The organism is Bradyrhizobium denitrificans, assembly GCF_013179005.1.
Taxonomy (GTDB): domain Bacteria; phylum Pseudomonadota; class Alphaproteobacteria; order Rhizobiales; family Xanthobacteraceae; genus Bradyrhizobium; species Bradyrhizobium denitrificans.
This window is the reverse complement of sequence record NZ_JABFDP010000026.1, coordinates 1-21,778: the sequence shown is the minus strand read 5'-3', so window position 1 is coordinate 21,778 and position 21,778 is coordinate 1. Positions and strand designations below refer to the sequence as shown.

The window sequence follows — 21,778 nt, the reverse complement described above, 5'->3', positions numbered from 1 at the left end:
CTCAGCGGATCCAGCCGGTCGCGAGCGCCGACGCGAATTCGGTATCGCCATTGGCACGCGCCAGCGTAGCCATCGCGCGATGATCATAGGGCACGTGGCGGAAGCTGACGCTCCAGCCGGCCGGCGTGAGTTCGACGATCGCGTATCGCGCGTCGGGCGTGCCGGCCTGCACGACATGCGGATGCGGCACGTTGTAGGAATAGCCGGGGCTGCCGACGCTGCCGGGATTGACGATCAGCCGCCCGTCACGGAGGCGCACGGCGCGTGCAGTGTGCGTGTGGCCACACAGGATCAACGACTGCGAAATGCCGGCGGCCAGTCGTTCGATGTCATCAAGCGACGCGCAGGTGATGGCGCCGTCCGGCGCCACGCTCTCGAGCCAGTAGACGTTGTCGTCCTCGGGCGTGGCGTGACACAGAAACACCTGCTCGCGATACACGGCGGTCGCCGGGATCGTGCGCAGCCAGTCAAGATGGCCGGCGTCGAGCTGCGGATAGGCCGGACGCTCCCAGCCGCCCATCTTCTCGAACGGCCGATCGATCAGCCAGCGATCGTGATTGCCACGTACATGCACCGCGTCGAGCGCCATCAGCATGTCCATCGTGCGCCGCGCATCGAGCGGACCGCTCGCCATGTCGCCGAGGTCGACGATGTCCGTCACGCCTTGAGCACGGATATCCGCGAGCACGGCCTCCAGCGCGAGATGGTTGCCGTGGATATCGGCGATCGCGGCGAAGCGCATGTATCATTTCCCTCAGGTCGGCGGCGTGCCGTTGAGGTCGAGCACGTGGCCCGCCAGATAGAGCGACCCCGTGATCAGAATACGCGGCGGCACCTCATAGGCAAGCCGCGCGATGCCGGCGAGCGCTGACGCCACGCCATCGGCGATCTCGACGCGCATGCCGAGCGTGCGCGCCGCCGCGGCGAGATCGGCCGGCGCCATCGCCTTGCTCTCGTTCGGAATCGGCACGACGATGATATGGCGCGTCAGCCCGGCAAAATTGGCCAGGAAAGCCGCCGCATCCTTGTTGCCCATCATGCCGACGATCACGACGAGCTGCCGCGAGACGCGTTCTTCGAGATCGCCGAGCGCAGCGGCGACGACGCGACCGCCTTCGGCATTATGCCCGCCGTCGAGCCAGATCTCGGCCCCTTGCGGTCCGAGCGTGGTGAGGGCACCGCTCGACAGCCGCTGCATGCGCGCCGGCCATTCGGCGTTGACGATGCCGTCCTCGAATGCCTTGGTGGTGAGCCTGAACTGATCGATCGCGCGCAAGGTCGCGATGGCCAGCCCCGCATTGTCGAACTGGTGGCGACCGAACAATCTCGGCGCCGGCAGATCGAGCAGACCGCGATCATCCTGATAAACGAGCCGATTGCGCTCGACGCTCACATGCCAGCTCTCACCGGCTGCGAACAGCGGCGCGCGCTGCCGTTTGGCCTCGCGCTCAATCACGGCCATTGCATCCGACTCCTGCGCCGCCGAGATCACCGGACAGCCGCGCTTGATGATGGCGGCTTTTTCGGCGGCGATCAGTGCGCGCGTGTCGCCAAGGAATTCCATATGGTCCATGCTGATCGGCGTCAGCACGGAGCCCGCGACCTGATCGATCACGTTGGTCGAATCGAGCCGGCCGCCAAGGCCGACTTCGAGCAGAACGACATCGGCAGGATGCTGCGCGAACAGCAGGAAGGCCGCGACGGTCTTGACCTCGAAGAAGGTGATCGGCGCGCCAGCATTGACCCGCTCGCATTCCAGCAGCGCGGAGATCAGTTCGTCATCATCGACCAGGACGCCGCCGCCGACCTTGCCGAGCCGATAGCTCTCGTTGATACGCACCAGCCAGGGCGAGGTGAAAACGTGGACGCGCAGGCCGGCGGCTTCGAGCATCGCGCGCAGATAGGCGACCGTCGAGCCCTTGCCATTGGTGCCGGCGACATGGATCACCGGCGGCAGCTTGCGCTCGGGATGGTCGAGCTGCGCGAGCAGCCGGTGCATGCGCTCAAGCCCGAGCGAGATCCTGCTCGGGTGCAGCGCGGAGAGCCGCGCGATCAGCTCGTCGAGCGAAGGGCGTGGCTGGGCGGCGAGATCGTTCACGCGGTCGGCGCAACCGTCGGCGCATCGGCCGCCTCGACCGTCTTGGCCGGCGGCGGCAGCTGCGGAGCCGGCTTGGGGTGTTCGACAGCCGGCGATTTGGTCAGCAGGCGGCAGAGCCGCGCCAGGGTCGGGCGCAGGTCATGACGATGCACGACCATGTCGACCATGCCGTGGTCGAGCAGATATTCAGCGCGCTGGAAGCCTTCAGGCAGCTTCTCGCGAATGGTCTGCTCGATGACGCGGGCGCCGGCGAAACCGATCAGCGCGCCGGGCTCGGCAATGTGGACGTCGCCGAGCATCGCGTAGGACGCGGTGACGCCGCCGGTGGTCGGGTTGGTCTGCACGACGATATAGGGCAGCTTGGCCTCGCGCAGCATCTGCACGGCCACGGTCGTGCGCGGCATCTGCATCAGCGACAGAATGCCCTCCTGCATGCGCGCCCCACCGGACGCCGCGAACACGATGAATGGCGATGTCTTCTCGACCGCGAGCTCGAGCCCGCGCACGATCGCTTCGCCGGCCGCCATGCCGAGCGAGCCGCCCATGAAGTCGAAATCCTGCACGGCGATGACAACGCCCATGCCTTCGAGCTTGCCGAACCCGACCTTGACGGCATCGTTCATGCCGGTCCGCGCCCGCGCATCCTTGATGCGGTCGGCGTAGCGGCGCTCGTCACGGAACTTCAGCGGATCGGGCGTCACTTCGGGCAACGCGACGTCGAACCAGGTTTCGTTGTCGAACATCGATTTCAGCCGGGCGGTTGCGCCCATGCGCATGTGATAGTTCGAACCGGGAATGACGAACTGGTTGGCCTCGACGTCCTTGTAGAACACGAGCTGTCCGGAATCCGGGCACTTGATCCAGAGGTTTTCCGGCGTCTCGCGGCGCAGGATGTTGCGGATCTTCGGCCGGACCACATTGGTAAGCCAGTTCATGAGAAGCTCCGTGTTGCGGTCGCCGGGATATATGGCGGGACAGCGGCGTCACGGCAAGCCGGCCGGGACGCCCCGTCATAGGGTGGTTGACGGACTATTCCGCGGCCTGTTGCGCGCCGCGCACGCCCTGGGCCAAGGCTGCAACCAGATCGGCGACGGCGCTCACGGTCTTCGGCGTCGCCCGGCCCTCGGCATCAAGGCTGGCGCGGAGCGCGTCGACCAAAGCGGTGCCCACCACGGCGCCATCGGCATTCGCCGCGATGGCGCGGGCGGTCTCCGGTGTGCGGATGCCGAAGCCGACGCAGACGGGCAGCGCCGTATGCCGCTTGATCCGCGCCACCGCGGCGCCCACGGCGGACGAATCCGCCGCCGCCGCGCCGGTGATGCCGGTGATCGAGACATAGTAGACGAAGCCGGAGGTGTTCGCGAGCACGGCCGGCAGACGCTTGTCATCGGTCGTGGGCGTTGCCAGCCGGATGAAGTTGAGCCCGGCCTTCAGCGCGGGAATGCACAGCTCGGTGTCTTCCTCCGGGGGCAGATCGACGATGATCAGGCCGTCGACGCCGGCCGCCTTGGCGTCGTCGAGGAACTTGTCGACGCCGTAAATATAGATCGGGTTGTAGTAGCCCATCAGCACGATCGGCGTCGCTGCGTCACCCTCACGGAAGCTGCGCACCAGTTGCAGCGTCTTCTTCAAGGTCATGCCGGCCTTGAGCGCGCGCAGGCCGGCGGCCTGGATCGACGGACCGTCGGCCATCGGATCGGTGAACGGCATGCCGATCTCGATGATGTCGGCGCCCGCCTGCGGCAGCGCCTTGACGATCGCGAGCGAGGTTTCAGGGTCGGGGTCGCCACCCATCACGAAGGTGACGAACGCCGAGCGGCCTTCCTTCTTCAACTGCGCGAAGCGCGCATCCATTCGGCTGGTCACGACTCTTTCGCCCTCTTTCGCAGGATCTCACCGACCTGCGGCACGTCCTTGTCGCCGCGGCCGCACAGATTGACGACCATCAGGTGGTCCTTCGGCTTCTTCGGCGCGAGCTCCATCACCTTGGCGATGGCATGCGCCGGTTCGAGCGCCGGGATGATGCCTTCCAGCCGCGACAGCAGCTGGAACGCCGCCAGCGCCTCGTCATCGGTGGCCGAGAGATAGGTCACGCGCTTGGCTTCGAACAGCCAGGAATGCTCAGGGCCGATGCCGGGATAATCGAGGCCGGCCGAGATCGAATGCGCCTCGGCGATCTGGCCGTCCTCGTCCATCAGCAGATAGGTGCGGTTGCCGTGCAGCACGCCGGGACGGCCGCCGGCGATCGACGCGGCATGCAGCTGCGTCAGGCCATGGCCTGCGGCTTCGACGCCGAAGATCTCGACGGAGGGATCGTCGAGGAAGGGATGAAACAGGCCCATCGCATTGGAGCCGCCGCCGATGCAGGCGACCAGGGAATCCGGCAGCCGGCCTTCGGCCTCCTGCATCTGCACCCGCGTCTCGTCGCCGATCACCGACTGGAAGTCGCGCACCATCATCGGATAAGGGTGCGGACCGGCGACCGTGCCGATGCAGTAGAACGTGTCGTGGACGTTGGTGACCCAGTCGCGCAGCGCCTCGTTCATCGCGTCCTTCAGCGTGCGCGCACCCGACTGCACCGGCACCACCTTGGCGCCGAGCATCTCCATGCGGAGCACGTTGGGCTGCTGACGTTCGACGTCGACCGCGCCCATATAGACCACGCAATCCAGCCCGAAGCGGGCGCACAGCGTGGCGGTGGCGACGCCATGCTGGCCGGCACCCGTCTCCGCGATGATGCGCCGCTTGCCCATGCGGCGCGCCAGCATGATCTGGCCAAGCACGTTGTTGACCTTGTGCGAGCCGGTATGATTGAGCTCATCGCGCTTGAAATAGATCTTGGCGCCGCCGAGATGCTGGGTCAGACGTTCGGCGTAGTACAGCGGCGACGGACGGCCGACATAATGCGTCCGATAGCTGTTCATCTCGGCCTGGAACGCCGGATCGGCCTTGGCGTCGGCATAGGCCTTTTCCAGATCCAGGATCAGCGGCATCAGGGTTTCGGCCACGAAGCGGCCGCCGAAGATGCCGAAATGCCCGCGCTCGTCAGGACCGCTGCGGTAGGAATTTGGACGTGCTGTCGTCATTGAACGCTCAACTCTTCAGCGGCGCGCGCCGCGCGGATGAAATTCCGAATCATGTCGCAATCCTTCACGCCCGGCGCCCGCTCGACGCCGGATGATACGTCGACGCCGCCGGCGCGCGTGATCCGCACGGCCTCAGCGACGTTGTCGGCGCTCAGGCCACCGGAGACCATGAACGGGCGATCCAGCGCGAGGGCGTCGAGGACATGCCAGTCGAACGTGGCGCCCAGTCCGCCCGGACGGGTGGCATCCTTCGGTGCACGGGCATCGAACAGGATACGGTCGCAGACATCGGCGTAGCCGGCCAGCGGCACGAGATCTGCTGTCGTCGCGACAGCAATCGCCTTCATGACCGGCAAGCCGAAGCGCTGCTTGAGATCGCGGATGCGCGCAACGCTCTCGCGACCATGCAGCTGCAGCAGATCCGGACGCAGGGTCTCGACGATGTTCTCAAAGGTCGCATCATCGGCATCGACCGTCAGCGCGACCTTCAGCGCGCGCCCTTTCGCCTGTTGTCCGAGCTCTCGCGCGGCCGTCAGGCCGACGTGACGAGGTGACGGCGGAAAGAACACGAAGCCGACCATCTCGGCCCCCGCGTCGAGCGCGGCACCGAGGGTCTCGGGCGTGGTCAGGCCGCAGATTTTGACGAGCAGGGACATCTGTGAAGAACGCGCGTCCGGACGGAAAAGATTACCTGGACCGACGGATTCCGATCGCCGTCCGGCCTCGGCCGCCTTCTACAACGCGGCGCCCTGCTTGTCTCGCCCATAAGGGGCGAAAAGCCGGGCCGGCGCGGCAGGAACCAGGGATTGTGACGGGCCCTGGTTGGCACGCACCGCGGCGCTCAGCTGCGCGACTTGGGCCCGTGCCGCTTCGGCATCGGCCAAGTGCCGGCGGGCGGCACGCCGCCATCGACGCTGGCCGATCCAGGTGGCGCAGCCACCGGCAATGACGCCCAGGATCGCAACGGCGATGATCAGGGCGAAGAGCGGAATCGAGACCGATAAAGCGGGGTCGACCGCGTTGAAGGGGTCGAACGAGACGGTAACGAAATGCCGGTTCGCGACGGCAAAGACGACGAACAACACCAGCAAGGGAACGACGATCACGACGGTGAGGAATCTTCGCATGCGTTCGCTCGTATCAATCAGGCTGGGTTCGCCGTGAAATCATCCGCAAACGACGCGCAGGTCGGCCGCGAGACGGGATCAATCGTCGGTGTCGGCTGCGCCGGCGGGATTGTCCCGGTTCAGCCGCTCGCGCATTTCCTTGCCCGTCTTGAAGAACGGGACGCTCTTCTGGTCCACGGGTACATGGGCGCCGGTGCGCGGGTTGCGCCCGGCGCGTGCGGGCCGATGCTTGACCGAGAAGGCACCGAAGCCGCGCAGCTCGACGCGATCACCACGCGCCAGCGCAGCCACGATCTCATCAAGGATCGCATTGACGATGTTCTCGACATCCCGCTGGTAGAGGTGCGGGTTGTGCTCGGCGATACGCTGAACAAGCTCGGATTTGATCATCGAGAAAATGTACCCGGGGAGACAGCTCCCATTTCCGTGAAAATATGCTGGACTGTCAAGACGCTAAATCATTCGCCGAGGCCGTGAATCGGGCGCGCGACCCGATCCCCGACCCTCCTCGCAGCACACGCAGGACGTGATCTTTGTGACCATGAAGGTCTTGGCGGGTTCAATTTCCCGCGGCCGGCGTCCACAATGCGAGCATGCCGTCAAGTCCCAGCCGGTCGACCGCCTGCACGACCCCGGCCTGCTCGATCTGATGCGCGATCCCGGACAGGCCGACGGCATTGAGCACCAGTGAGGTCGCGGTGCGCAGGAAGGTCAAGTCACCGAACCGCGGCACGAGCTTGTAGTCGCGCACCGGCAGATCCTTCTTGACGTTCTTGTTGGCCACGAGCCAGGCCACCGCCGTCTTCTCGTCGCCGAGCTCGTCGATCAGCTTGAGTTCGATCGCCTGCCGGCCGGTGAAGACGCGGCCGTCCGCCACCTTCTCGAGCAGCGCGTCATCCATCCCGCGGCGATCCTTCACGAGGCCGCGGAACCAGGCGTAGGAATCCTTGACCAGGGCGTCGAGCGCGGCGCGCGCTTCCGGGCTGGTCGGTTCATAGCCGTTCGGCGCCGCCTTCAGCGGCGAGGACTTCACCTCTTCGACCTTGACGCCGATCGTCTTCAACAATTCGCTGACATTCGGATATTGGAACAGCACGCCGATCGAGCCGACCAGCGAGCTCTGCTGCGCGACGATGTGGTCCGCGGCGATCGCGCCGATATAGCCGCCGGACGCGGCGAGCCCTTCGACGACCACGACCAGCGGCTTCTTCGCCTTCAGCCGCACCAGGGAATCGTAGAGCTGTTCGGAGCCGGCAGTGGTTCCGCCCGGCGAATTGATGTGAACGATCACGGCCTCGGCCGATGAGTTCTCCAGCCGCTCCAGCGCCTCGACGCGCTCGTGGTCGCTGCGGATCAGGCCTTCGATGTTGACGCGGGCGATCGAGCCTGACGTCGAGAGCGCGGTGCGGCCGCGCGGCGACATCGCAAGACCGATGGCGGACAGCGCTGCGATCGCGATCAGCACCGCGACGACGCGCCAGAAGGTCAGTTTGCGGCGCAGCCTGCGGCGATCGACGATCACATCCGAATCAAGCGACATGGACAGCTCCTGGAAATCTGGGCGCGTTTTGCAGCCGCAGCCTGAATATCTCGTTATCCGATTACATCAATCACGGCGCATTTTGAAGAAAGGAAGGCCCGCCAAGAGACCGCCACAGGCCCGCCAAGACACGGCCAGCACATCGCCAGCCGGCGGAGAGAGCCGGAGGGGCGGATAAAAAAAGCCCCGGCCGAAGCCGGGGCTTTGATCTGATGACGGCGATCGAAGGCTTACTTCGCGTCGCGGTTCTTGAGCGCGGTGCCCAGGATGTCGCCCAGCGTGGCGCCCGAATCGGACGAGCCGTACTGCGCGATGGCTTCCTTCTCTTCCGCGACTTCCAGCGCCTTGATCGACACCTGGACCTTGCGGGCCTTCTTGTCGAACTGGATCACGCGGGCATCGACCTTCTCACCGACGGCGAACCGCTCGGAGCGCTGGTCATTGCGATCGCGCGCCAGCTCGGAGCGCTTGATGAAGGTCGAGAACTCGGTGCCGACGATCTTGACGTCGATGCCGCCGTCCTTGACGTCGAGCACTTCGCAGGTGACGACTGCACCCTTCTTGACATCGCCCGGCTCGGCGAAGGGATCGCCTTCGAGCTGCTTGATGCCGAGCGAGATGCGCTCCTTCTCCACATCGACGTCGAGCACCACGGCCTTGACCATGTCGCCCTTCTTGTAGTTGTCGATGACCTGCTCGCCCGGCAGCTTCCAGTCGAGATCCGACAGGTGGACCATGCCGTCGACGTCGCCTTCGAGACCCAGGAACAGGCCGAACTCGGTCTTGTTCTTGACCTCGCCCTCGACCACCGAACCCGTCGGGTGCTTCTCGACGAAGACCTCCCACGGATTGCGCATGGTCTGCTTGAGGCCGAGCGAGATGCGGCGCTTGACGCTATCGACCTCGAGCACCTGCACTTCGACCTCCTGCGAGGTCGAGACGATCTTGCCGGGGTGCATGTTCTTCTTGGTCCACGACATCTCGGAAACGTGGATCAGGCCTTCGATGCCCGGCTCGAGCTCGACGAACGCGCCGTAGTCGGTGATGTTGGTGACACGGCCGTGGAAGCGGGCCTGCAGCGGGTACTTCGCCTCGATGCCCTGCCACGGATCGTCCAGCAGCTGCTTCATGCCCAGCGAGATGCGGTGCGTCTCGTGGTTGATCTTGATGATCTTGACCTTGACGGTCTGACCGATCGAAAGCACCTCGGTCGGGTGGTTGACACGGCGCCAGGCAATGTCGGTGACGTGCAGCAGGCCATCGATGCCGCCGAGGTCGACGAACGCACCGTAATCGGTGATGTTCTTGACGACGCCGTCGATCACCTGACCCTCTTCGAGGTTCTGCACCAGCTCCTGGCGCTGCTCGGCGCGGGTCTCTTCCAGCACGGTCCGGCGCGACACGACGATGTTGCCGCGGCGACGGTCCATCTTGAGGATCTGGAACGGCTGCGAATTGTTCATCAGCGGCGCGACGTCGCGGATCGGACGGATGTCGACCTGCGAGCGCGGCAGGAACGCCACGGCGCCGTCCAGGTCGACGGTGAAGCCGCCCTTGACCTGGTTGAAGATGACCCCGTTGACCTTCTCGTTGTTCTGGAACGCCTTCTCGAGCTTGCCCCAGCTCTCTTCGCGGCGGGCCTTGTCGCGCGACAGCACGGCTTCGCCGAGCGCGTTCTCGATGCGGTCGAGGAACACTTCGACCTCGTCGCCGACCTTCAGCTCGCTGTCGCGGCCGGGACCGGAAAATTCACGCAGCGCCACGCGGCCTTCGGTCTTCAGGCCGACGTCGATGACGGCCATGTCCTTCTCGATCGCAACGACCTTGCCCTTGACGACGGAGCTTTCCTGAAGGTTGCCCTTCGTGAAGGACTCATCCAGCATCGCGGCAAAATCATCGCGGCTGGGATTGTAGGAATTAGCAGAGATACTCGAAGCCATTGGTTCTCCAGATGCGGACATTCTCGCCAGCTTGGGGTTGATCGGCGCATCGGATGGACAGTGCCTGGAGGTCCACAAATCCCCAGACGTCCGCGCGGTGCGCTGAGAGCGCCTCGACGCGGGCCGGCAATGCCTGCACATGCGATACGTATGAAGCTTCGTCCGGATGATCGGGCTCGATTGAACCGCAATCGAGCTATCGATGGTCAAGGGCGGGAGCGGGCGGTTCCTCCAATGACGCCGACGGAAATCAGACCCGCTGGCGGCCCGCTCGAACGGCCTCGACGATATCGATGGCGGCCCGGACGCCGCCTTCTATATCCAAATGGGAGTTATCAAGCAAGTAAGCATCCGGGGCTTGTTTCAAAGGGGCGACGGCCCGGTTCTGGTCGCGTTCGTCGCGCGCCAGGATGTCGGCCAGAATGGCCGCCTCGTCCGCCGGCTCGCCGCGGGACCGCGCCTCGAGGGTACGCCGATGCGCCCGGATGCGCGGATCGGCCACCACGTAGATCTTCACCTCGGCGTCCGGGCAGATCACGGTTCCAATGTCACGGCCGTCGAGCACGGCGCCCGGCGGCGCGCTGGCGAACTGGCGCTGGAAAGCCACCAGCGCCTCGCGCACCCGCGGCAGCGCCGACACCACGGAGGCGGCGGACCCGACGTCGTGGGACCGGAGCGCCGGATTGTCGAAGGTCGACGGGTCCAGGGTCATCGCGACCTCCGCCGCCCGGGCCTCATCCTTCAGGTCGATGCCGGCGGCCAGCATTGCATGCGCAACGGCGCGATAGATCACGCCCGTATCCAGATGCCTGAGGCCGTAATGCGCTGCGAGGCGCTTGGCCATGGTGCCCTTACCCGAGGCCGCCGGGCCGTCGATGGCGATGATCATACGAAATCCGCCCCTGCCTTGCACATCAGCGGAACAAAGTCCGGAAAGCTGGTGGCGATGAAGGCGGTGTCGTCGACCTTGACCGGCTTGTCCGACGCGAGCCCCATCACCAGAGCGGACATCGCGATGCGGTGGTCCATATGGGTCGCGACCAGCCCGCCGCCCGGCACGTGGCCGCGGCCCTCGACGATCAGATCGTCATCGGAGATCTCGACCTTGACGCCGTTGACGCGCAGCATGGCTGCAGTGGCCTCGAGCCGGTCGGATTCCTTGACGCGAAGCTCGTGCAGGCCGCGCATGATGGTCGTGCCCTCGGCATAAGCAGCGGCCACCGCCAGGACGAGATATTCGTCGATCATCGACGGCGCCCGCTCCGGCGGAACCTCGACGCCGCGCAGCTTCGAGGCCCGCACGCGCAAGCGGGCCATCGGCTCGCCGGCATCGCCGCGGACATCGTCCTCTTCGATCGAGGCGCCCATCTCGCGCAAGGTCGCGAACAGGCCGGTGCGCAGCGGATTGGTCATGACATCCGACAGCACGAGATCCGAGCCGTTGACGATCAGGGCGGCGACCAGCGGGAACGCGGCCGAGGACGGATCGGCCGGGACGATGACCGGCGCGCCGTGCAGCTCCGGCTGTCCGGTGAGCGCGATGCGGCGGCCATGGGTCCCTTCCGGGGTGGTGACGATCTCGGCGCCGAAATGCTTCAGCATCAGCTCGGTATGGTCGCGGCTGGCCTCCTGCTCGATCACGGTGGTGACGCCGGGCGCCGCCAGGCCAGCCAGCAGCACGGCCGATTTGATCTGGGCCGAGGCCACCGGCGTCCGATACACGACCGGCACCGGGTTGCTGGCGCCCTGCAGGGTTAACGGAAGCTTGCCGCCCTCGGCGCTGGCGGTCACCTTGGCGCCGATCAGCTCCAGCGGATCGAGGATGCGACGCATCGGGCGGCTGCGCAGCGAGGCATCGCCGTCGAACACCGCGGTGATCGGGCAGCCGGCCACGGCGCCCATGACCAGCCGGCAGCCGGTGCCGGAGTTGCCGAAATCGAGCGTCGCCGCCGGCTGGGCAAAGCCGCCGACGCCGACGCCGTGCACCGTCCAGGCGAAGTCGCCGTGACGTTCGACTTTCGCGCCGAGCGCCCGCATCGCTTGCGCGGTGTTGAGGACATCCTCGCCCTCGAGCAGCCCGGAAATCCGCGTCTCGCCCACCGACAGCGCCCCCAGGATCAGCGCCCGGTGCGAGATCGATTTGTCGCCGGGCACGCGCAAGGTGCCCGAGAGCGGCCCTGAGGCGCGAGATTCGAGGGGGATCGGGGCGGCTGGCGCGCTCACGGCGGGGTCCTTCTGGTTCGAAGCCGGCAGGTATCACAGGGGCCCGCGCCCGTCACGGGCCGTGATTTCCGGTTGAAAGCGCTATTGACAGCGGCGCGGCAACTAGCCAAGTGAGACACCGCTTTTCAGACATTGCCAGGACGCCTGCACGTGGCCAAATCCGAGCTCGGAACCAAACGCATTTGCCCGACGACGGGCAAAAAGTTCTATGACCTCAACAAGAACCCGGTGATTTCGCCCTACACCGGCGAGGTCGTGCCGATCGCGCCGGTGGCGCCGACCCGGGCCATGCGCGGCGAGGCTGCTCGCGCTGCCGCGGCCGCCGACGTGGTTGAGCCCGCCGAGGCCGAGGAGTTGGTGCCGCTCGAGGAGGCCGATGCCGAGGAGAACACCGGCAAGGTCAAGGCCGTCGTGCCCGAGACCGAGGACGACATCGAGATCGACGAGACCCTCGACGACGACGAGGATGATGATTCCACCTTCATCGCCGACGAGGAAGAAGGCGACGAGGATGTCACCGACATCATCGGCGATGTGGGCGGCGACGAAGAATAATCGATCAAGACACTTGAGATCGTCCGCGAACTGTGGTTCACGGTGCTCCCCGGCGGTCGCCCAGACCGCCGGTTCGGTTCAGGGGCCATAGCTCAGCTGGGAGAGCGCTTGCATGGCATGCAAGAGGTCGGCGGTTCGATCCCGCCTGGCTCCACCACGCTTCGCCCTTCGGGCTACGCGTGGCGCAGCCACGACGGAGCCCGAAGGGCGAAGCTTGGTGCCCGGCGAAGCCTCTTGGCGAAGCCGGGCTTCAACAGGCTCGCTACCTTTTCCAGGTTCGTTATCTCCCAAATCGCGCTATCCCTTTGGCTACGCCCTGATTCCGTGCGAACGCAGCCGGGCTGACAGACTTGATGACCACATGCAAAATGCCCACTCGAGGTCCTTCGCGGCGAGCACCTTCGCATGTGGTACGTCTACATCATCCGTAGCGTAACCTTTCCCGACCAGGAATATGTCGGCGCAACCGCCGACCTGAGGCAGCGCCTCAAAGATCACAACGCCGGCCGCTCGGCCCACACGTCCAAATTCATGCCGTGGACATTGGTCTGGTATTGTTTGCCAACGGCCGCGTCCGATTTTCGGAGCCTTGCCGATTGCGGTGACGATGTCCTGCGGGATTGCCTTTGCAACGGCGATCAGTTTTGACGCCTCCGCCCGATCGATGGCGAGCGCATCTTGAACCACTGATCGCTTATGACCGGCATCTTCGATGTGCATAGCGAACATCGCGCGCTCGATAAAACTCAAATCCTCGCGCGGGCCATTCTCGAGGCCCTGCGCGATTACGAGCTCTTCGTCCGAAAGCGGTTTGAGGATCGCTTTGACGAGAATGCCGAGCTCCCGGGTGATGCGAACGCGGCGATGGCCATAGGCGCTTTGAAACCGCCCGGGCTTGATTGGATTCTCGCGCATGAGGATCGGGACTTCCTGTCCTCTTTGAGCGATCGATTGCTTGAGAACCTCGTCGGCGTTGGCGTCATCGTCGCGAAAGCGATCAGCCACCGGGGACGGATCGACCAGCCACGGGTCGACCTCGATGATCGTCACGCCGGCGGCGAGCTTGTCACGCAGCGCCTGGTTTTCCTTTTCAACCTCCGAGAAGGAATCCTTCAGGGACCGTACGGCGCCGGCCGAGACGCGCGCCGGCGGGGGCGCATTGTTGTCAGCGGACAACGGCGCCGTATGAGGGGCGGTGAACAGGCTCTTGATCGTGTCAGTGCGTTTGCTCATCGCTCCCACACCTTGTTCATCAGTTGCGTGATCTCGGCGTTGACGGCATCGACCGACTCGAGCGCGCGGTCATAAGCTCCTCGCCCGACGGATCCGCGATCGAGTTCGTAGAGCGATTGTTTGGTCAGGCCGGCGTTGGCGATCGCGGTCGATTTCCACACCGTCGCCTGCAGCACATCCGATCCGAACAGGTTCCGCAGCAACGCGACGATCTGCGCCTCCGGAACGTCGTTCGGATCGTGGCGCGTGATGACATAGCGAATGAAGTCATGGTCGAGGCGTCCGCCCGCCTCCTCAATCACGGACATGAGGTCCGACGTCATAAGGAGGAATTGGCTCATGGACGCGACGTCGACCATTTGGGGATGGATCGTCACGAGCATGGCGGTAGCGGCGTTGAGCGCTCCCATGGTGAGGTAGCCAAGTTGCGGCGGACAGTCGATTACGACGACGTCGTAATCGTCGGCGACTTGGTCGATCGCCGTCGCCAAGCGACGAAAGAAAAGGTCATGGCCGCGCTCGCGACGCTCGATCATGGCTCGCGGCGTGTGGTGCTCGAACTCCATCAGTTCGAGATTGCCCGGCACTAGGCCAATTCCATCGAAATAGGTCGGGCGAACGATCTCTCGCATCGGCCGACGCTGGTCGTCGTAGCGTATGGCCCCGTAAATCGTTTCGTTCTGCCCGATATCGAATTCCGGCTGATAGCCGTACATGGCGGAAAGTGACGCCTGGGGATCGAGATCGAGGGCGAGCACCCGAAATCCGGCAAGCGCGAGATACTGGGAGAGATAGAGAGCGGTCGTCGTCTTGGCTGACCCGCCCTTGAAGTTGGCGACGGTGATCACCTGGAGTTTCTCGCCCTGCCGCCGCCGCGGGAAGAACTCCAGCCGCTCCCTGGGACGCGCTTCGGCGAGGTATGCCCGAAGCTCATTGATCTGCGCCAAGGTGTAGGAACGGCGCCCCCCATGACCGATCGAAGGAATCGGGCCAAGGCCATCTAGCGAGAGCTGCCTGAGATACCCGTCTGACACGCGCACGATCTTTGCGACTTCGCCGGAGGTGAAAGAGCGGAGTGATTTGTTCGCCGCCGGAGGAAAGAGCGTTGTGCCAAGGGACCGGAGCTGGCCCGATAGAACCCCCGCATGCCGAGTGATTCGGGCGCTTGCCGTCTCATGTTCTACTTCAGCGATACTCATTTTCCGGGCTCAAAACGGTTTCTCTGCGTCAGACGGCTATTGTCCGTCTCAAGAGAAGACACGATTCCCGAGTCGCTGCAAGAATTTAAGGGTTAACGAGAAGTTGACGCCCGCTTTCAGCGATGAAGCAGGCTGATTTGTTGTCAGCAGACAACATCCGAACCGAGATACGCCATGTTGTCCGCAGACAACATTTTTCGGCATCCGAACGTCCGCGCTCACCCCAGCAGAAGGCGCGCAGCCCTACCCTGCGCACGGTCCACCTCGTTGTAATAGCCGGCCGCCTGCTGAACAGATCGATGCTGCGACTGCTGCATCGCCTCTTGGAGCGCCACGCCCTGCCGGGCAGCCTCGGTCAGATACCCTGACCGCAGGCCATGCGCAGCGAACTCGCTGGGGTCGAGCTCGGCCATCGCGCACCGCCGTTTGACGATCAGGTTGATCGACTGCGGCGTTAGCGCGCATTCTTCGAGCGCCTCCCATCGATCGATCGCGCGAAACACCGGCCCCTTCTGGATGGCGGATCGCTCCAGCCACTCGCGGAGCGACTCAACCGGCGGGCCGACCAGGAACACCCTACCCTCGTCGTCGGCGTCGCCGGTCTTGGTGCGCCCAAGCTGGATCGAGACACAAGGCAGGATCGGAGAGTTCGGGTCACGGGGATCAAGCGGAACGCCTGGCTCGTCGGTTAACTGCTCGACCCGAAGTCGAGCGACCTCGCTCCTGCGGCGACCGCCGGAGGCGAACGCCAGCAGCAGAATCGCCAGATCGCGGGTGTCAGCGAGTCGGTCCGACGAGCAGGTTTGCAGCAGGCGATCCAAGACATCGCGGGTGACCGCGCGCTTGCTCTTCCGTTTGCGCGGACGGCCGGAGGCGCGGACCGCCAGCCTCAACGCCGACCGAAGACTCGGCGAGGCGAACGGACCCTCCTGCCCTTTCCAACGATGCAACGCCCCCCAGCTCGCTAGTCGGCGCTTGACGGTTGACGGCGCATGCGGCCCCGCGGCTCGCAGCACGTCGGCCGCCCGAAGTGCCGCCGTCACGTCAGCCGGCATGCCGTGCCGTGAATCGGCCTCGCGCCTGGCTGGATCCCACAAATGGTGCGCCACGAATTTCAGGGCCAAACTCTCCGATGCCGGCCAGGGTAGGGGCTCGCCGGTCGCCGCCATCGCCCAGGTTTCGAGGTAGGCCAGGTCGGACGCCAATGCGCGTAGCGTATTCTCGCCCATGCCTTCCCGGGCGAGATGCTTCAGGGTGGCCACATCCTCGTCAGTCAGGAGTTCGGCAAGCCGGTCGCGCCGCTCCATCGGCAGGATCGAGGCAAGTGCATCGAGCTGGAGAGCACGGCGAGTTTCGGGGTCGGAGACCAGCGCGCGGGCGGTGATGTCGTCCATCGCCCTACCGTCAAAAGCCATACGTTCGGTCGGCCCAGCGGAGCAGCACGGCGGCGTCACGATCGGGTAGACGAACCCGCTGCGCCTTGAGACCCTCCGCGATCGCGAGACCGACATCGGGCTCGACCCAATGGCCGTGGGTCATCAGGAAGAACCAGCCGAACGACAAGTCAATTTCCCGGTCGACAGTCTCAATCCGGTCCATGAGCTGGTGGACTGAGGTCTCCGGCGTCATCAACAGACGCTCTTGCGGCGGGCGCAGCGGCCGGGGAATGAAGCCGACCTCACGCTCGTCCTTATAGGTATAATCCCGCGCATCGAGCGCCCAGTGCACGAAGACGCGCTGCGATCCGGCGCTTGATTCTTCCCAGTCCCGGAAAAAGCGCAGCTCGCGCGGCACGAACTCGAAATAGTCCGGGACCAATTCAAGGAACGGGGTTTCGCGCGTCGCCCCGCGCGGCCCGGTCTCCCGGACGACGCGCCGCTCCATCTCGGGGCGCTTGGCCTCGCGCTTCTCGCGCTCGATGCGACCGCAGCGATCGAGGAAGCTGCGGACATGAATAAACGCGCCGCCGGCTCGGTCGAGGAGGCGGTAGATGGGGCCGACGAGTCGGTCCGTGTCGGGCAGGGGATCCCGGCGGGGCCAGCTCGGGTCGAGCAATTCCTGCTCACCCCAGGGCCGGTAGTCCGGGTTGACGATCGGGCCCGCGCGCCACTCGATCTCGCGACCGAGCGCGATCTGGATGTAGTCGGCCGCGCCGGCTCCAGTCGGCGCGAAGACGAACGCGCTATTTCCGCGCCACTCGGTGATCTGCAGATCGGTTTCCTTGAGGCGCGCCCAGACTGCCTTGACGTCGCCGCCGTCTTTGGCGAGCTCGGCCGTCATCCATGGTTTCAACTCGCCGACGCGTGTCCCGTCTGGGCGAATCACCGTGCGGGTGTCACGCCAGTTGTCGTCGTCGATGCGGGCTAGGCTGAAATCGAAGCCCACAAAGGCCGCGGCGAGGGCAGAGACCAGCTCCTGGTCGACCGAGGCCGGGTCGAGGCGGTCGAGAACTGCAAGGGAGGCGGCGTCGGGAAGACGCGTAGCTGAAGACGTCATCGGAGATCCTGGCTGCCGCTAAGGGCTCGCGTAGTCGGTTCTTGAAATAAATCCCGAAAATCGCTATTTTGGCGGAAACGGAGATTTCTCATGGCCACAGTCACGATCAGCGCCAGCGAATTCCAGGACCGCGTCGGCGAGGCGCTCGACCGCTCCCTCAGCCAGCCCGTCCTGATCACCAAGCACGGCCGGCCGCGCAATGTGGTCCTGTCGTATGACGAATACGAGCGGCTCAGCGCCCGCGATCGGCGCGCCGTCAAGGCCGAGGACCTGACCGAAGAGGACATCGCCGCCCTCGAGGCGAGCGAGATGGCGCCGGGATATGAGCACCTGAACGCCGAGCTCGAGGCGAAGTGAGCCTTGAGCCGAAGGTCGGCTGGCTCCTCAGCTACAGTTACCTGTGGGCCGACGAACACCGGCGCGGCGCGGAGGAGGGGATCAAGAACCGGCCCTGCGCGCTGGTCGCCGCGACCCGCCGCGACGGCGACCGCATTGTCGCGATCGTGGTGCCGGTGACGCACAGCCCGCCGGCCGACCCGGCGACCGCGATCGAGATCCCGGCCGTGACCAAGGCCCGTCTCGGCCTCGATGCGCAGCGATCCTGGATCGTCTGCAACGAGGCCAACGTCTTCGCCTGGCCGGGCCCGGACCTGCGCGCCGCCGGCCGCCAGACACCGCCGAGCATCTGGTACGGGCCGCTGCCGCCGAAGCTGGCGACGGCGGCGCGGGAGAAGCTGCGGGATTTCGCCAAGGCCGGCCGTCTGCGCCGGGTGCCGCGCACCAAGTAACGGCCGCCGGGGGCGGCCGAAGGCGTCCGGAAGAGGGCAGGGGGCTGGCAGCGGCGGCGTCCTCGCGTCGATCTGAGGCCCGGCGGGCGTGATTTGCCGGGCTGAGGACGCTGAGAATCGCTGATTTGCGATTCGGTGTCCAACACTATCGATAAGGGGTGGTTATCGATAGTGACACACGTCGTGGGCCGGACCTTGCTATGACGGAAGCAAACGCCGTGTTAGCTTCCGTTTGACCGATTCCTGTTAAGGTTATCAAGCCCTTGTCATCCGGCTACCAGATCCCCGATCCGCTGCCCTGGGCCCAGCTCGCCGGCCCGCTCGCCGCGGCCGAAGATGCCCTCGCCCGCCTCGACGAGCGTCTGGCAAAGAGCCCGATCCGCGATGGCTGGGTCGCGCGCACCCACTTCACCGATGCCTGCGCCAGTCTGTGGCTCGAAGGTGAGCTCGTCCACCTCGAAGATCTGGTTCTCCACGACGCCAGCATGGATATCCGCAGCCCCACCCACGAGCTGACCCGGGCTCGGGCCGTGCTGCGCACACGGCGCCGCATCGCTGGTGCCAAACCGGATTGGGCGCTGTCGCCGGCTGGCCTCGATAGCCTGCGCGGCCGTGGCGGGGAGGCCAACCGGAAAAGGAATGGATCTATCGCTGGCGAGAGTAGCGAACTCGCCGACGATGAAGAGTTCGTCGACACGGCTCCGGACGATGCTCCCGACGCGCTGTTCGCGGATGCTTTCGCCGCCATCGACGCGGCCGTGGCACGAACCGAGCGCAGCCTCGCGGGAGAAACCCTGCGCCAGGGCGAGCGCGATCCGCTGGTCTACGATCTCGACTGGGATGAGGACGCCAGGATCGAGGATTGGCAGCGTGTCGTCGATCAGACTCGCGAATTGCCGCCGGCGCTGGCGGCGGCGATCACAGCCGATGCCTGGGACCGGGTCGAACCGTTGCAGCACACGCCGTGGCTCGGCCGCCTGCTCGCCAGCGCGGTGCTGCGTGCACGCGGCAAGACCCGGACACATCTGGCCTGCCTGCATGCCGGGCTGAAGACCATCCCGCGCGAACGGCGGCGGCCACTCGACCCGGCGGCACGGCTGGTGATCCAGTTGGAGGCTATCACGGCGGCCGCCACGGCCGGCCTCAAGGATCATGATCGCTGGCTTAACCAGCGCACGCTGCTCGCCCGCAAGCTTGTCGGTCGCCGCACCACCTCAAAACTGCCGGCATTACTCGACTACGTGCTGACGCGGCCCATTGCCTCGGCCGGCATGATCGCGGCGGAGCTGAAGATCACACCGCGCGCGGCCCAGGACCTGGTGGCCGAGCTCGGCTTGCGCGAGGCGACGGGGCGGGGTCGCTATCGGGCGTGGGGAATTCTCTGAAAAGCCGCGCCCTGGTTGGATCAAATTTGTCCGAAATTTGTATATGTATTTCGGACATCCGATTTGCAATCTGTCCGAAACAAGTATACAAGTTTCGGACATGAATAACGCCCACCTCGATCTGAAGACAGCCATGCTCGACCGCATCCGTGCGGACGCACCGCGTAAGGTCTGGACGCCCAGTGATTTCGTGGATCTCGGCTCGCGGGACGCCGTCGATAAGGCATTGCAGCGCCTGACGAAGGCCGAAACCCTCAGGCGAATCGATCGCGGGCTCTACGATCAGCCTGGCTTCAACAAGCTCACCCAAAAACCCAACCCGCCCGATCCGCGCTCGGTCATCGACGCCGTTGGACGACGCGACCAAACGCGGATGCTTGTCGACGGAATGACCGCGGCGAACGATCTGGGCCTGACTGACGCCGTCCCGGCCAAAATCGTGGTGCATACCGACGCCCGTCGCCGCGCGATCCGACTGGGTAACGTAACGATCACTTTTCGTCCGACCGCGGCCAGCAAGCTGTTCTGGGCCGGGCGACCGGGAATGCGCCTCGTCCAGGCGCTTCACTGGCTGCGCGATCTCTTGGTTCGTGAAGGCGAGAGCGATCAGGTCAAACGCAAGCTCGCCAAGCTTTTCGAGGATCCCACGGCGGGGCCGTCGCTCAGAGCCGATCTCACTGCCGGTATGTCAGCTCTTCCGACATGGATGCGGGTGTTTCTCAAGTCGCTCATCGAAAGCGATCACGACGTTCGTCGGCACATCGACGACGATCATGCTGATGATGCTGATCATGTGGGTGCAGATCATGATCGTCTTCGACAAAGAAGGAGGGACGGTGACGATGATCAGCATCACGCGGCCATCGCCAGACTGAAGCCGAAACCGCTCTCCACCCAGAAGAAACGAGCCGCCAAGCGCGGCGCAACCCGGAGGGCGAAGGCATGAACCCGGCTTTCGATGAGGTTCTCGCCGCCGGGTCGGACACGATGTTGAGCGCCTTCGATACGACGGCGCTACGCCTCGGCACGACATCACAGAATATCGAGAAGGACTTCTGGGTCTGCTGGACGCTGGATGCCTTGTTCAATGGCCTGAAAGAGGGAGGACCGCGCCTACTTTTCAAGGGCGGAACCTCCTTGTCCAAGGGGTTCGGTCTGATCAACCGCTTCTCCGAAGACATCGATGTGACGGTGTTTCGGGACGACATCGGCGAGCCGGCTACGATCGAGGAGCTTAACGCGCTGAGCGGGAACAAGCGTCGCGCGCGCCTCGATGCGATCAAGGACGCCTGCCAAGCCTATATCAACGGCCCGCTGCGCGCTGAGTTGACCCTGATCCTACAGGACCGGCTCCAGGCCAGTGGCCTCGATGTGGGGTCGGCACGGGTTGAAACCGACGACGCCGATCCCGACGGACAGACCCTGCTGATCTGGTATCCCGCAGCGACGCCGCGATCGGATTACGTGCGGGCGGCGATTAAGATCGAGTCTGGCGCGAAATCCGCGCTCGACCCGAACAGCGAAGTGCCGATCAAACCCTATGTTGACGATGATCTACCGGCGCTCGATTTGACCGTCCCGGCCGTGCGCACGGTCGATCCCGAACGCACCTTCTGGGACAAGGTTGTCATCCTCCACGGGTTGCGACGCTGGTTCGACAAGCGCGGCGAGCTGCGCGGGGGCGGCCAACGCGTGTCCCGTCATTACTATGACTTGCACCTGCTCGCCGGGGACCCGGTCGGCGAAGCCGCCATCGCCGAGACGGCGCTCGGCGCGGACTGCGTCGCGCACGCCCGGATGTTCTTCAATCGACCGGACTTCGATCTCGCGAGTGCTGCGCCGGGCTCGTTCGCGCTCGCCCCCCATGACGCGATGATCGAGCAGTTGCGCCTCGACTACAGGGCCATGCAAGGCATGATCTTCGGCGACCCGCCGGATTTCGAGGCCGTGCTCGACAGCATCAGCTCGCTCGAGACGCGTCTAAACGAGAACGGCGCGAGCGAAAGCGGGGCGGCGCGATGAAGCAGTTGGAGGGAGCCAGCCTTCGGTGCGTCCATCTCGGCTCACGCAGAAACGGCCCCGCCTTTCGGCGGGACCGTTGCCGTGGA

Annotated in this window: 22 protein-coding genes and 1 tRNA gene; 7 read left to right on the top strand and 16 right to left on the bottom strand. The window is 65.1% G+C overall.

Annotated features, from left to right (window positions below; translation table 11 throughout):
* Position 1 precedes the first annotated feature (1 nt).
* The 12 genes from HL671_RS27180 to aroA all read right to left on the bottom strand — a co-directional run bounded on the left by HL671_RS27180 (position 2) and on the right by aroA (position 12,014).
* Positions 2–742, bottom strand: a complete 741-nt coding sequence (locus HL671_RS27180) for a metallophosphoesterase family protein (RefSeq protein ID WP_172240440.1) — start codon at positions 740–742, stop codon at positions 2–4.
* A 12-nt stretch (positions 743–754) separates the two neighbouring features.
* The gene (locus HL671_RS27175) at positions 755–2,098 is read right to left on the bottom strand and encodes a bifunctional folylpolyglutamate synthase/dihydrofolate synthase (RefSeq protein WP_172240437.1); all 1,344 of its coding nucleotides are present in this window, start codon (positions 2,096–2,098) and stop codon (positions 755–757) included.
* Complete coding sequence (accD, locus tag HL671_RS27170) at positions 2,095–3,033, bottom strand: acetyl-CoA carboxylase, carboxyltransferase subunit beta (RefSeq protein WP_172240434.1); 939 nt, start codon at positions 3,031–3,033, stop codon at positions 2,095–2,097. Before accD ends, HL671_RS27175 begins: the two co-directional genes overlap by 4 nt.
* A 94-nt stretch (positions 3,034–3,127) precedes the next feature.
* Positions 3,128–3,964 (bottom strand): tryptophan synthase subunit alpha, encoded by an 837-nt coding sequence (gene trpA, locus HL671_RS27165; protein WP_011942620.1) that lies wholly within the window; start codon positions 3,962–3,964, stop codon positions 3,128–3,130.
* Complete coding sequence (gene trpB, locus HL671_RS27160) at positions 3,961–5,184, bottom strand: tryptophan synthase subunit beta (RefSeq protein ID WP_172240431.1); 1,224 nt, start codon at positions 5,182–5,184, stop codon at positions 3,961–3,963. The genes trpA and trpB overlap by 4 nt, the downstream gene beginning before the upstream one ends.
* Positions 5,181–5,840 (bottom strand): phosphoribosylanthranilate isomerase, encoded by a 660-nt coding sequence (locus tag HL671_RS27155; protein WP_011942622.1) that lies wholly within the window; start codon positions 5,838–5,840, stop codon positions 5,181–5,183. The genes trpB and HL671_RS27155 overlap by 4 nt, the downstream gene beginning before the upstream one ends.
* 78 nt (positions 5,841–5,918) lie before the next feature.
* Entirely contained in the window at positions 5,919–6,311 is a 393-nt protein-coding gene (locus HL671_RS27150; protein WP_011942623.1) for a lipopolysaccharide assembly protein LapA domain-containing protein, read from the bottom strand.
* Between the two features lie 78 nt (positions 6,312–6,389).
* Positions 6,390–6,701, bottom strand: coding sequence for an integration host factor subunit beta (locus HL671_RS27145; RefSeq protein ID WP_011942624.1), 312 nt, complete (start codon positions 6,699–6,701; stop codon positions 6,390–6,392).
* A 169-nt stretch (positions 6,702–6,870) separates the two neighbouring features.
* Entirely contained in the window at positions 6,871–7,851 is a 981-nt protein-coding gene (sppA, locus tag HL671_RS27140; RefSeq protein WP_011942625.1) for a signal peptide peptidase SppA, read from the bottom strand.
* Between the two features lie 230 nt (positions 7,852–8,081).
* Positions 8,082–9,791 (bottom strand): 30S ribosomal protein S1, encoded by a 1,710-nt coding sequence (gene rpsA, locus HL671_RS27135; protein WP_011942626.1) that lies wholly within the window; start codon positions 9,789–9,791, stop codon positions 8,082–8,084.
* Positions 9,792–10,041: 250 nt separating this feature from the next.
* A complete protein-coding gene (gene cmk / locus HL671_RS27130) occupies positions 10,042–10,680 on the bottom strand; it encodes a (d)CMP kinase (RefSeq protein ID WP_011942627.1) in 639 nt (212 codons plus the stop codon).
* Positions 10,677–12,014 carry a 3-phosphoshikimate 1-carboxyvinyltransferase gene (gene aroA, locus HL671_RS27125; protein ID WP_172240428.1) on the bottom strand — a complete coding sequence of 446 codons (1,338 nt, stop codon included), beginning with the start codon at positions 12,012–12,014 and terminating at the stop codon, positions 10,677–10,679. Before aroA ends, cmk begins: the two co-directional genes overlap by 4 nt.
* Before the next feature lie 150 nt (positions 12,015–12,164).
* On the opposite strand from aroA, the gene HL671_RS27120 reads away from it, so the two are divergent.
* The gene (locus HL671_RS27120) at positions 12,165–12,569 is read left to right on the top strand and encodes a TIGR02300 family protein (RefSeq protein ID WP_011942629.1); all 405 of its coding nucleotides are present in this window, start codon (positions 12,165–12,167) and stop codon (positions 12,567–12,569) included.
* An 81-nt stretch (positions 12,570–12,650) separates the two neighbouring features.
* Positions 12,651–12,726, top strand: a tRNA-Ala gene (locus HL671_RS27115).
* A gap of 152 nt (positions 12,727–12,878) precedes the next feature.
* Here the strand turns inward: HL671_RS27115 and repB are convergent.
* The 4 genes from repB to HL671_RS27090 form a co-directional block, all read right to left on the bottom strand.
* Positions 12,879–13,802 (bottom strand): plasmid partitioning protein RepB, encoded by a 924-nt coding sequence (gene repB / locus HL671_RS27105; RefSeq protein ID WP_470287773.1) that lies wholly within the window; start codon positions 13,800–13,802, stop codon positions 12,879–12,881.
* On the bottom strand, positions 13,799–15,001 hold the full coding sequence (gene repA, locus HL671_RS27100; protein WP_172240425.1) for a plasmid partitioning protein RepA: 1,203 nt from the start codon (positions 14,999–15,001) through the stop codon (positions 13,799–13,801). Before repA ends, repB begins: the two co-directional genes overlap by 4 nt.
* Positions 15,002–15,219: 218 nt before the next feature.
* Positions 15,220–16,395, bottom strand: coding sequence for a site-specific integrase (locus tag HL671_RS27095; protein WP_172240422.1), 1,176 nt, complete (start codon positions 16,393–16,395; stop codon positions 15,220–15,222).
* Between the two features lie 10 nt (positions 16,396–16,405).
* Positions 16,406–17,497, bottom strand: coding sequence for a hypothetical protein (locus HL671_RS27090; RefSeq protein WP_172240419.1), 1,092 nt, complete (start codon positions 17,495–17,497; stop codon positions 16,406–16,408).
* A 90-nt stretch (positions 17,498–17,587) separates the two neighbouring features.
* Here HL671_RS27090 and HL671_RS27085 point away from each other — a divergent pair, with 90 nt between their 5' ends.
* The 5 genes from HL671_RS27085 (at position 17,588) to HL671_RS27065 (ending at position 21,692) form a co-directional block, all read left to right on the top strand.
* Complete coding sequence (locus tag HL671_RS27085; protein WP_172240416.1) at positions 17,588–17,854, top strand: type II toxin-antitoxin system prevent-host-death family antitoxin; 267 nt, start codon at positions 17,588–17,590, stop codon at positions 17,852–17,854.
* Positions 17,851–18,285 carry a type II toxin-antitoxin system PemK/MazF family toxin gene (locus tag HL671_RS27080; RefSeq protein WP_172240413.1) on the top strand — a complete coding sequence of 145 codons (435 nt, stop codon included), beginning with the start codon at positions 17,851–17,853 and terminating at the stop codon, positions 18,283–18,285. The genes HL671_RS27085 and HL671_RS27080 overlap by 4 nt, the downstream gene beginning before the upstream one ends.
* Before the next feature lie 254 nt (positions 18,286–18,539).
* Positions 18,540–19,670, top strand: a complete 1,131-nt coding sequence (locus tag HL671_RS27075; RefSeq protein ID WP_417903710.1) for an RHE_PE00001 family protein — start codon at positions 18,540–18,542, stop codon at positions 19,668–19,670.
* A 100-nt stretch (positions 19,671–19,770) separates the two neighbouring features.
* Positions 19,771–20,616 carry a DUF6088 family protein gene (locus HL671_RS27070; protein ID WP_172240407.1) on the top strand — a complete coding sequence of 282 codons (846 nt, stop codon included), beginning with the start codon at positions 19,771–19,773 and terminating at the stop codon, positions 20,614–20,616.
* Positions 20,613–21,692, top strand: coding sequence for a nucleotidyl transferase AbiEii/AbiGii toxin family protein (locus tag HL671_RS27065; RefSeq protein ID WP_172240404.1), 1,080 nt, complete (start codon positions 20,613–20,615; stop codon positions 21,690–21,692). The genes HL671_RS27070 and HL671_RS27065 overlap by 4 nt, the downstream gene beginning before the upstream one ends.
* Positions 21,693–21,778 lie beyond the last annotated feature (86 nt).

What these genes read in the sequence shown, in the direction of transcription:
- HL671_RS27180 (WP_172240440.1), bottom strand. Translation starts at nt 742, where the DNA reads ATGCGCTTCGCCGCGATCGCCGATATCCACGGCAACCATCTCGCGCTG.
- HL671_RS27090 (WP_172240419.1), bottom strand. Translation starts at nt 17,497, where the DNA reads ATGACGTCTTCAGCTACGCGTCTTCCCGACGCCGCCTCCCTTGCAGTT.
- accD (WP_172240434.1), bottom strand. Translation starts at nt 3,033, where the DNA reads ATGAACTGGCTTACCAATGTGGTCCGGCCGAAGATCCGCAACATCCTG.
- HL671_RS27095 (WP_172240422.1), bottom strand. Translation starts at nt 16,395, where the DNA reads ATGGACGACATCACCGCCCGCGCGCTGGTCTCCGACCCCGAAACTCGC.
- trpB (WP_172240431.1), bottom strand. Translation starts at nt 5,184, where the DNA reads ATGACGACAGCACGTCCAAATTCCTACCGCAGCGGTCCTGACGAGCGC.
- cmk (WP_011942627.1), bottom strand. Translation starts at nt 10,680, where the DNA reads ATGATCATCGCCATCGACGGCCCGGCGGCCTCGGGTAAGGGCACCATG.
- HL671_RS27145 (WP_011942624.1), bottom strand. Translation starts at nt 6,701, where the DNA reads ATGATCAAATCCGAGCTTGTTCAGCGTATCGCCGAGCACAACCCGCAC.
- repB (WP_470287773.1), bottom strand. Translation starts at nt 13,802, where the DNA reads ATGAGCAAACGCACTGACACGATCAAGAGCCTGTTCACCGCCCCTCAT.
- repA (WP_172240425.1), bottom strand. Translation starts at nt 15,001, where the DNA reads ATGAGTATCGCTGAAGTAGAACATGAGACGGCAAGCGCCCGAATCACT.
- HL671_RS27065 (WP_172240404.1), top strand. Translation starts at nt 20,613, where the DNA reads ATGAACCCGGCTTTCGATGAGGTTCTCGCCGCCGGGTCGGACACGATG.
- sppA (WP_011942625.1), bottom strand. Translation starts at nt 7,851, where the DNA reads ATGTCGCTTGATTCGGATGTGATCGTCGATCGCCGCAGGCTGCGCCGC.
- HL671_RS27155 (WP_011942622.1), bottom strand. Translation starts at nt 5,840, where the DNA reads ATGTCCCTGCTCGTCAAAATCTGCGGCCTGACCACGCCCGAGACCCTC.
- HL671_RS27150 (WP_011942623.1), bottom strand. Translation starts at nt 6,311, where the DNA reads ATGCGAAGATTCCTCACCGTCGTGATCGTCGTTCCCTTGCTGGTGTTG.
- rpsA (WP_011942626.1), bottom strand. Translation starts at nt 9,791, where the DNA reads ATGGCTTCGAGTATCTCTGCTAATTCCTACAATCCCAGCCGCGATGAT.
- HL671_RS27070 (WP_172240407.1), top strand. Translation starts at nt 19,771, where the DNA reads ATGAATAACGCCCACCTCGATCTGAAGACAGCCATGCTCGACCGCATC.
- HL671_RS27085 (WP_172240416.1), top strand. Translation starts at nt 17,588, where the DNA reads ATGGCCACAGTCACGATCAGCGCCAGCGAATTCCAGGACCGCGTCGGC.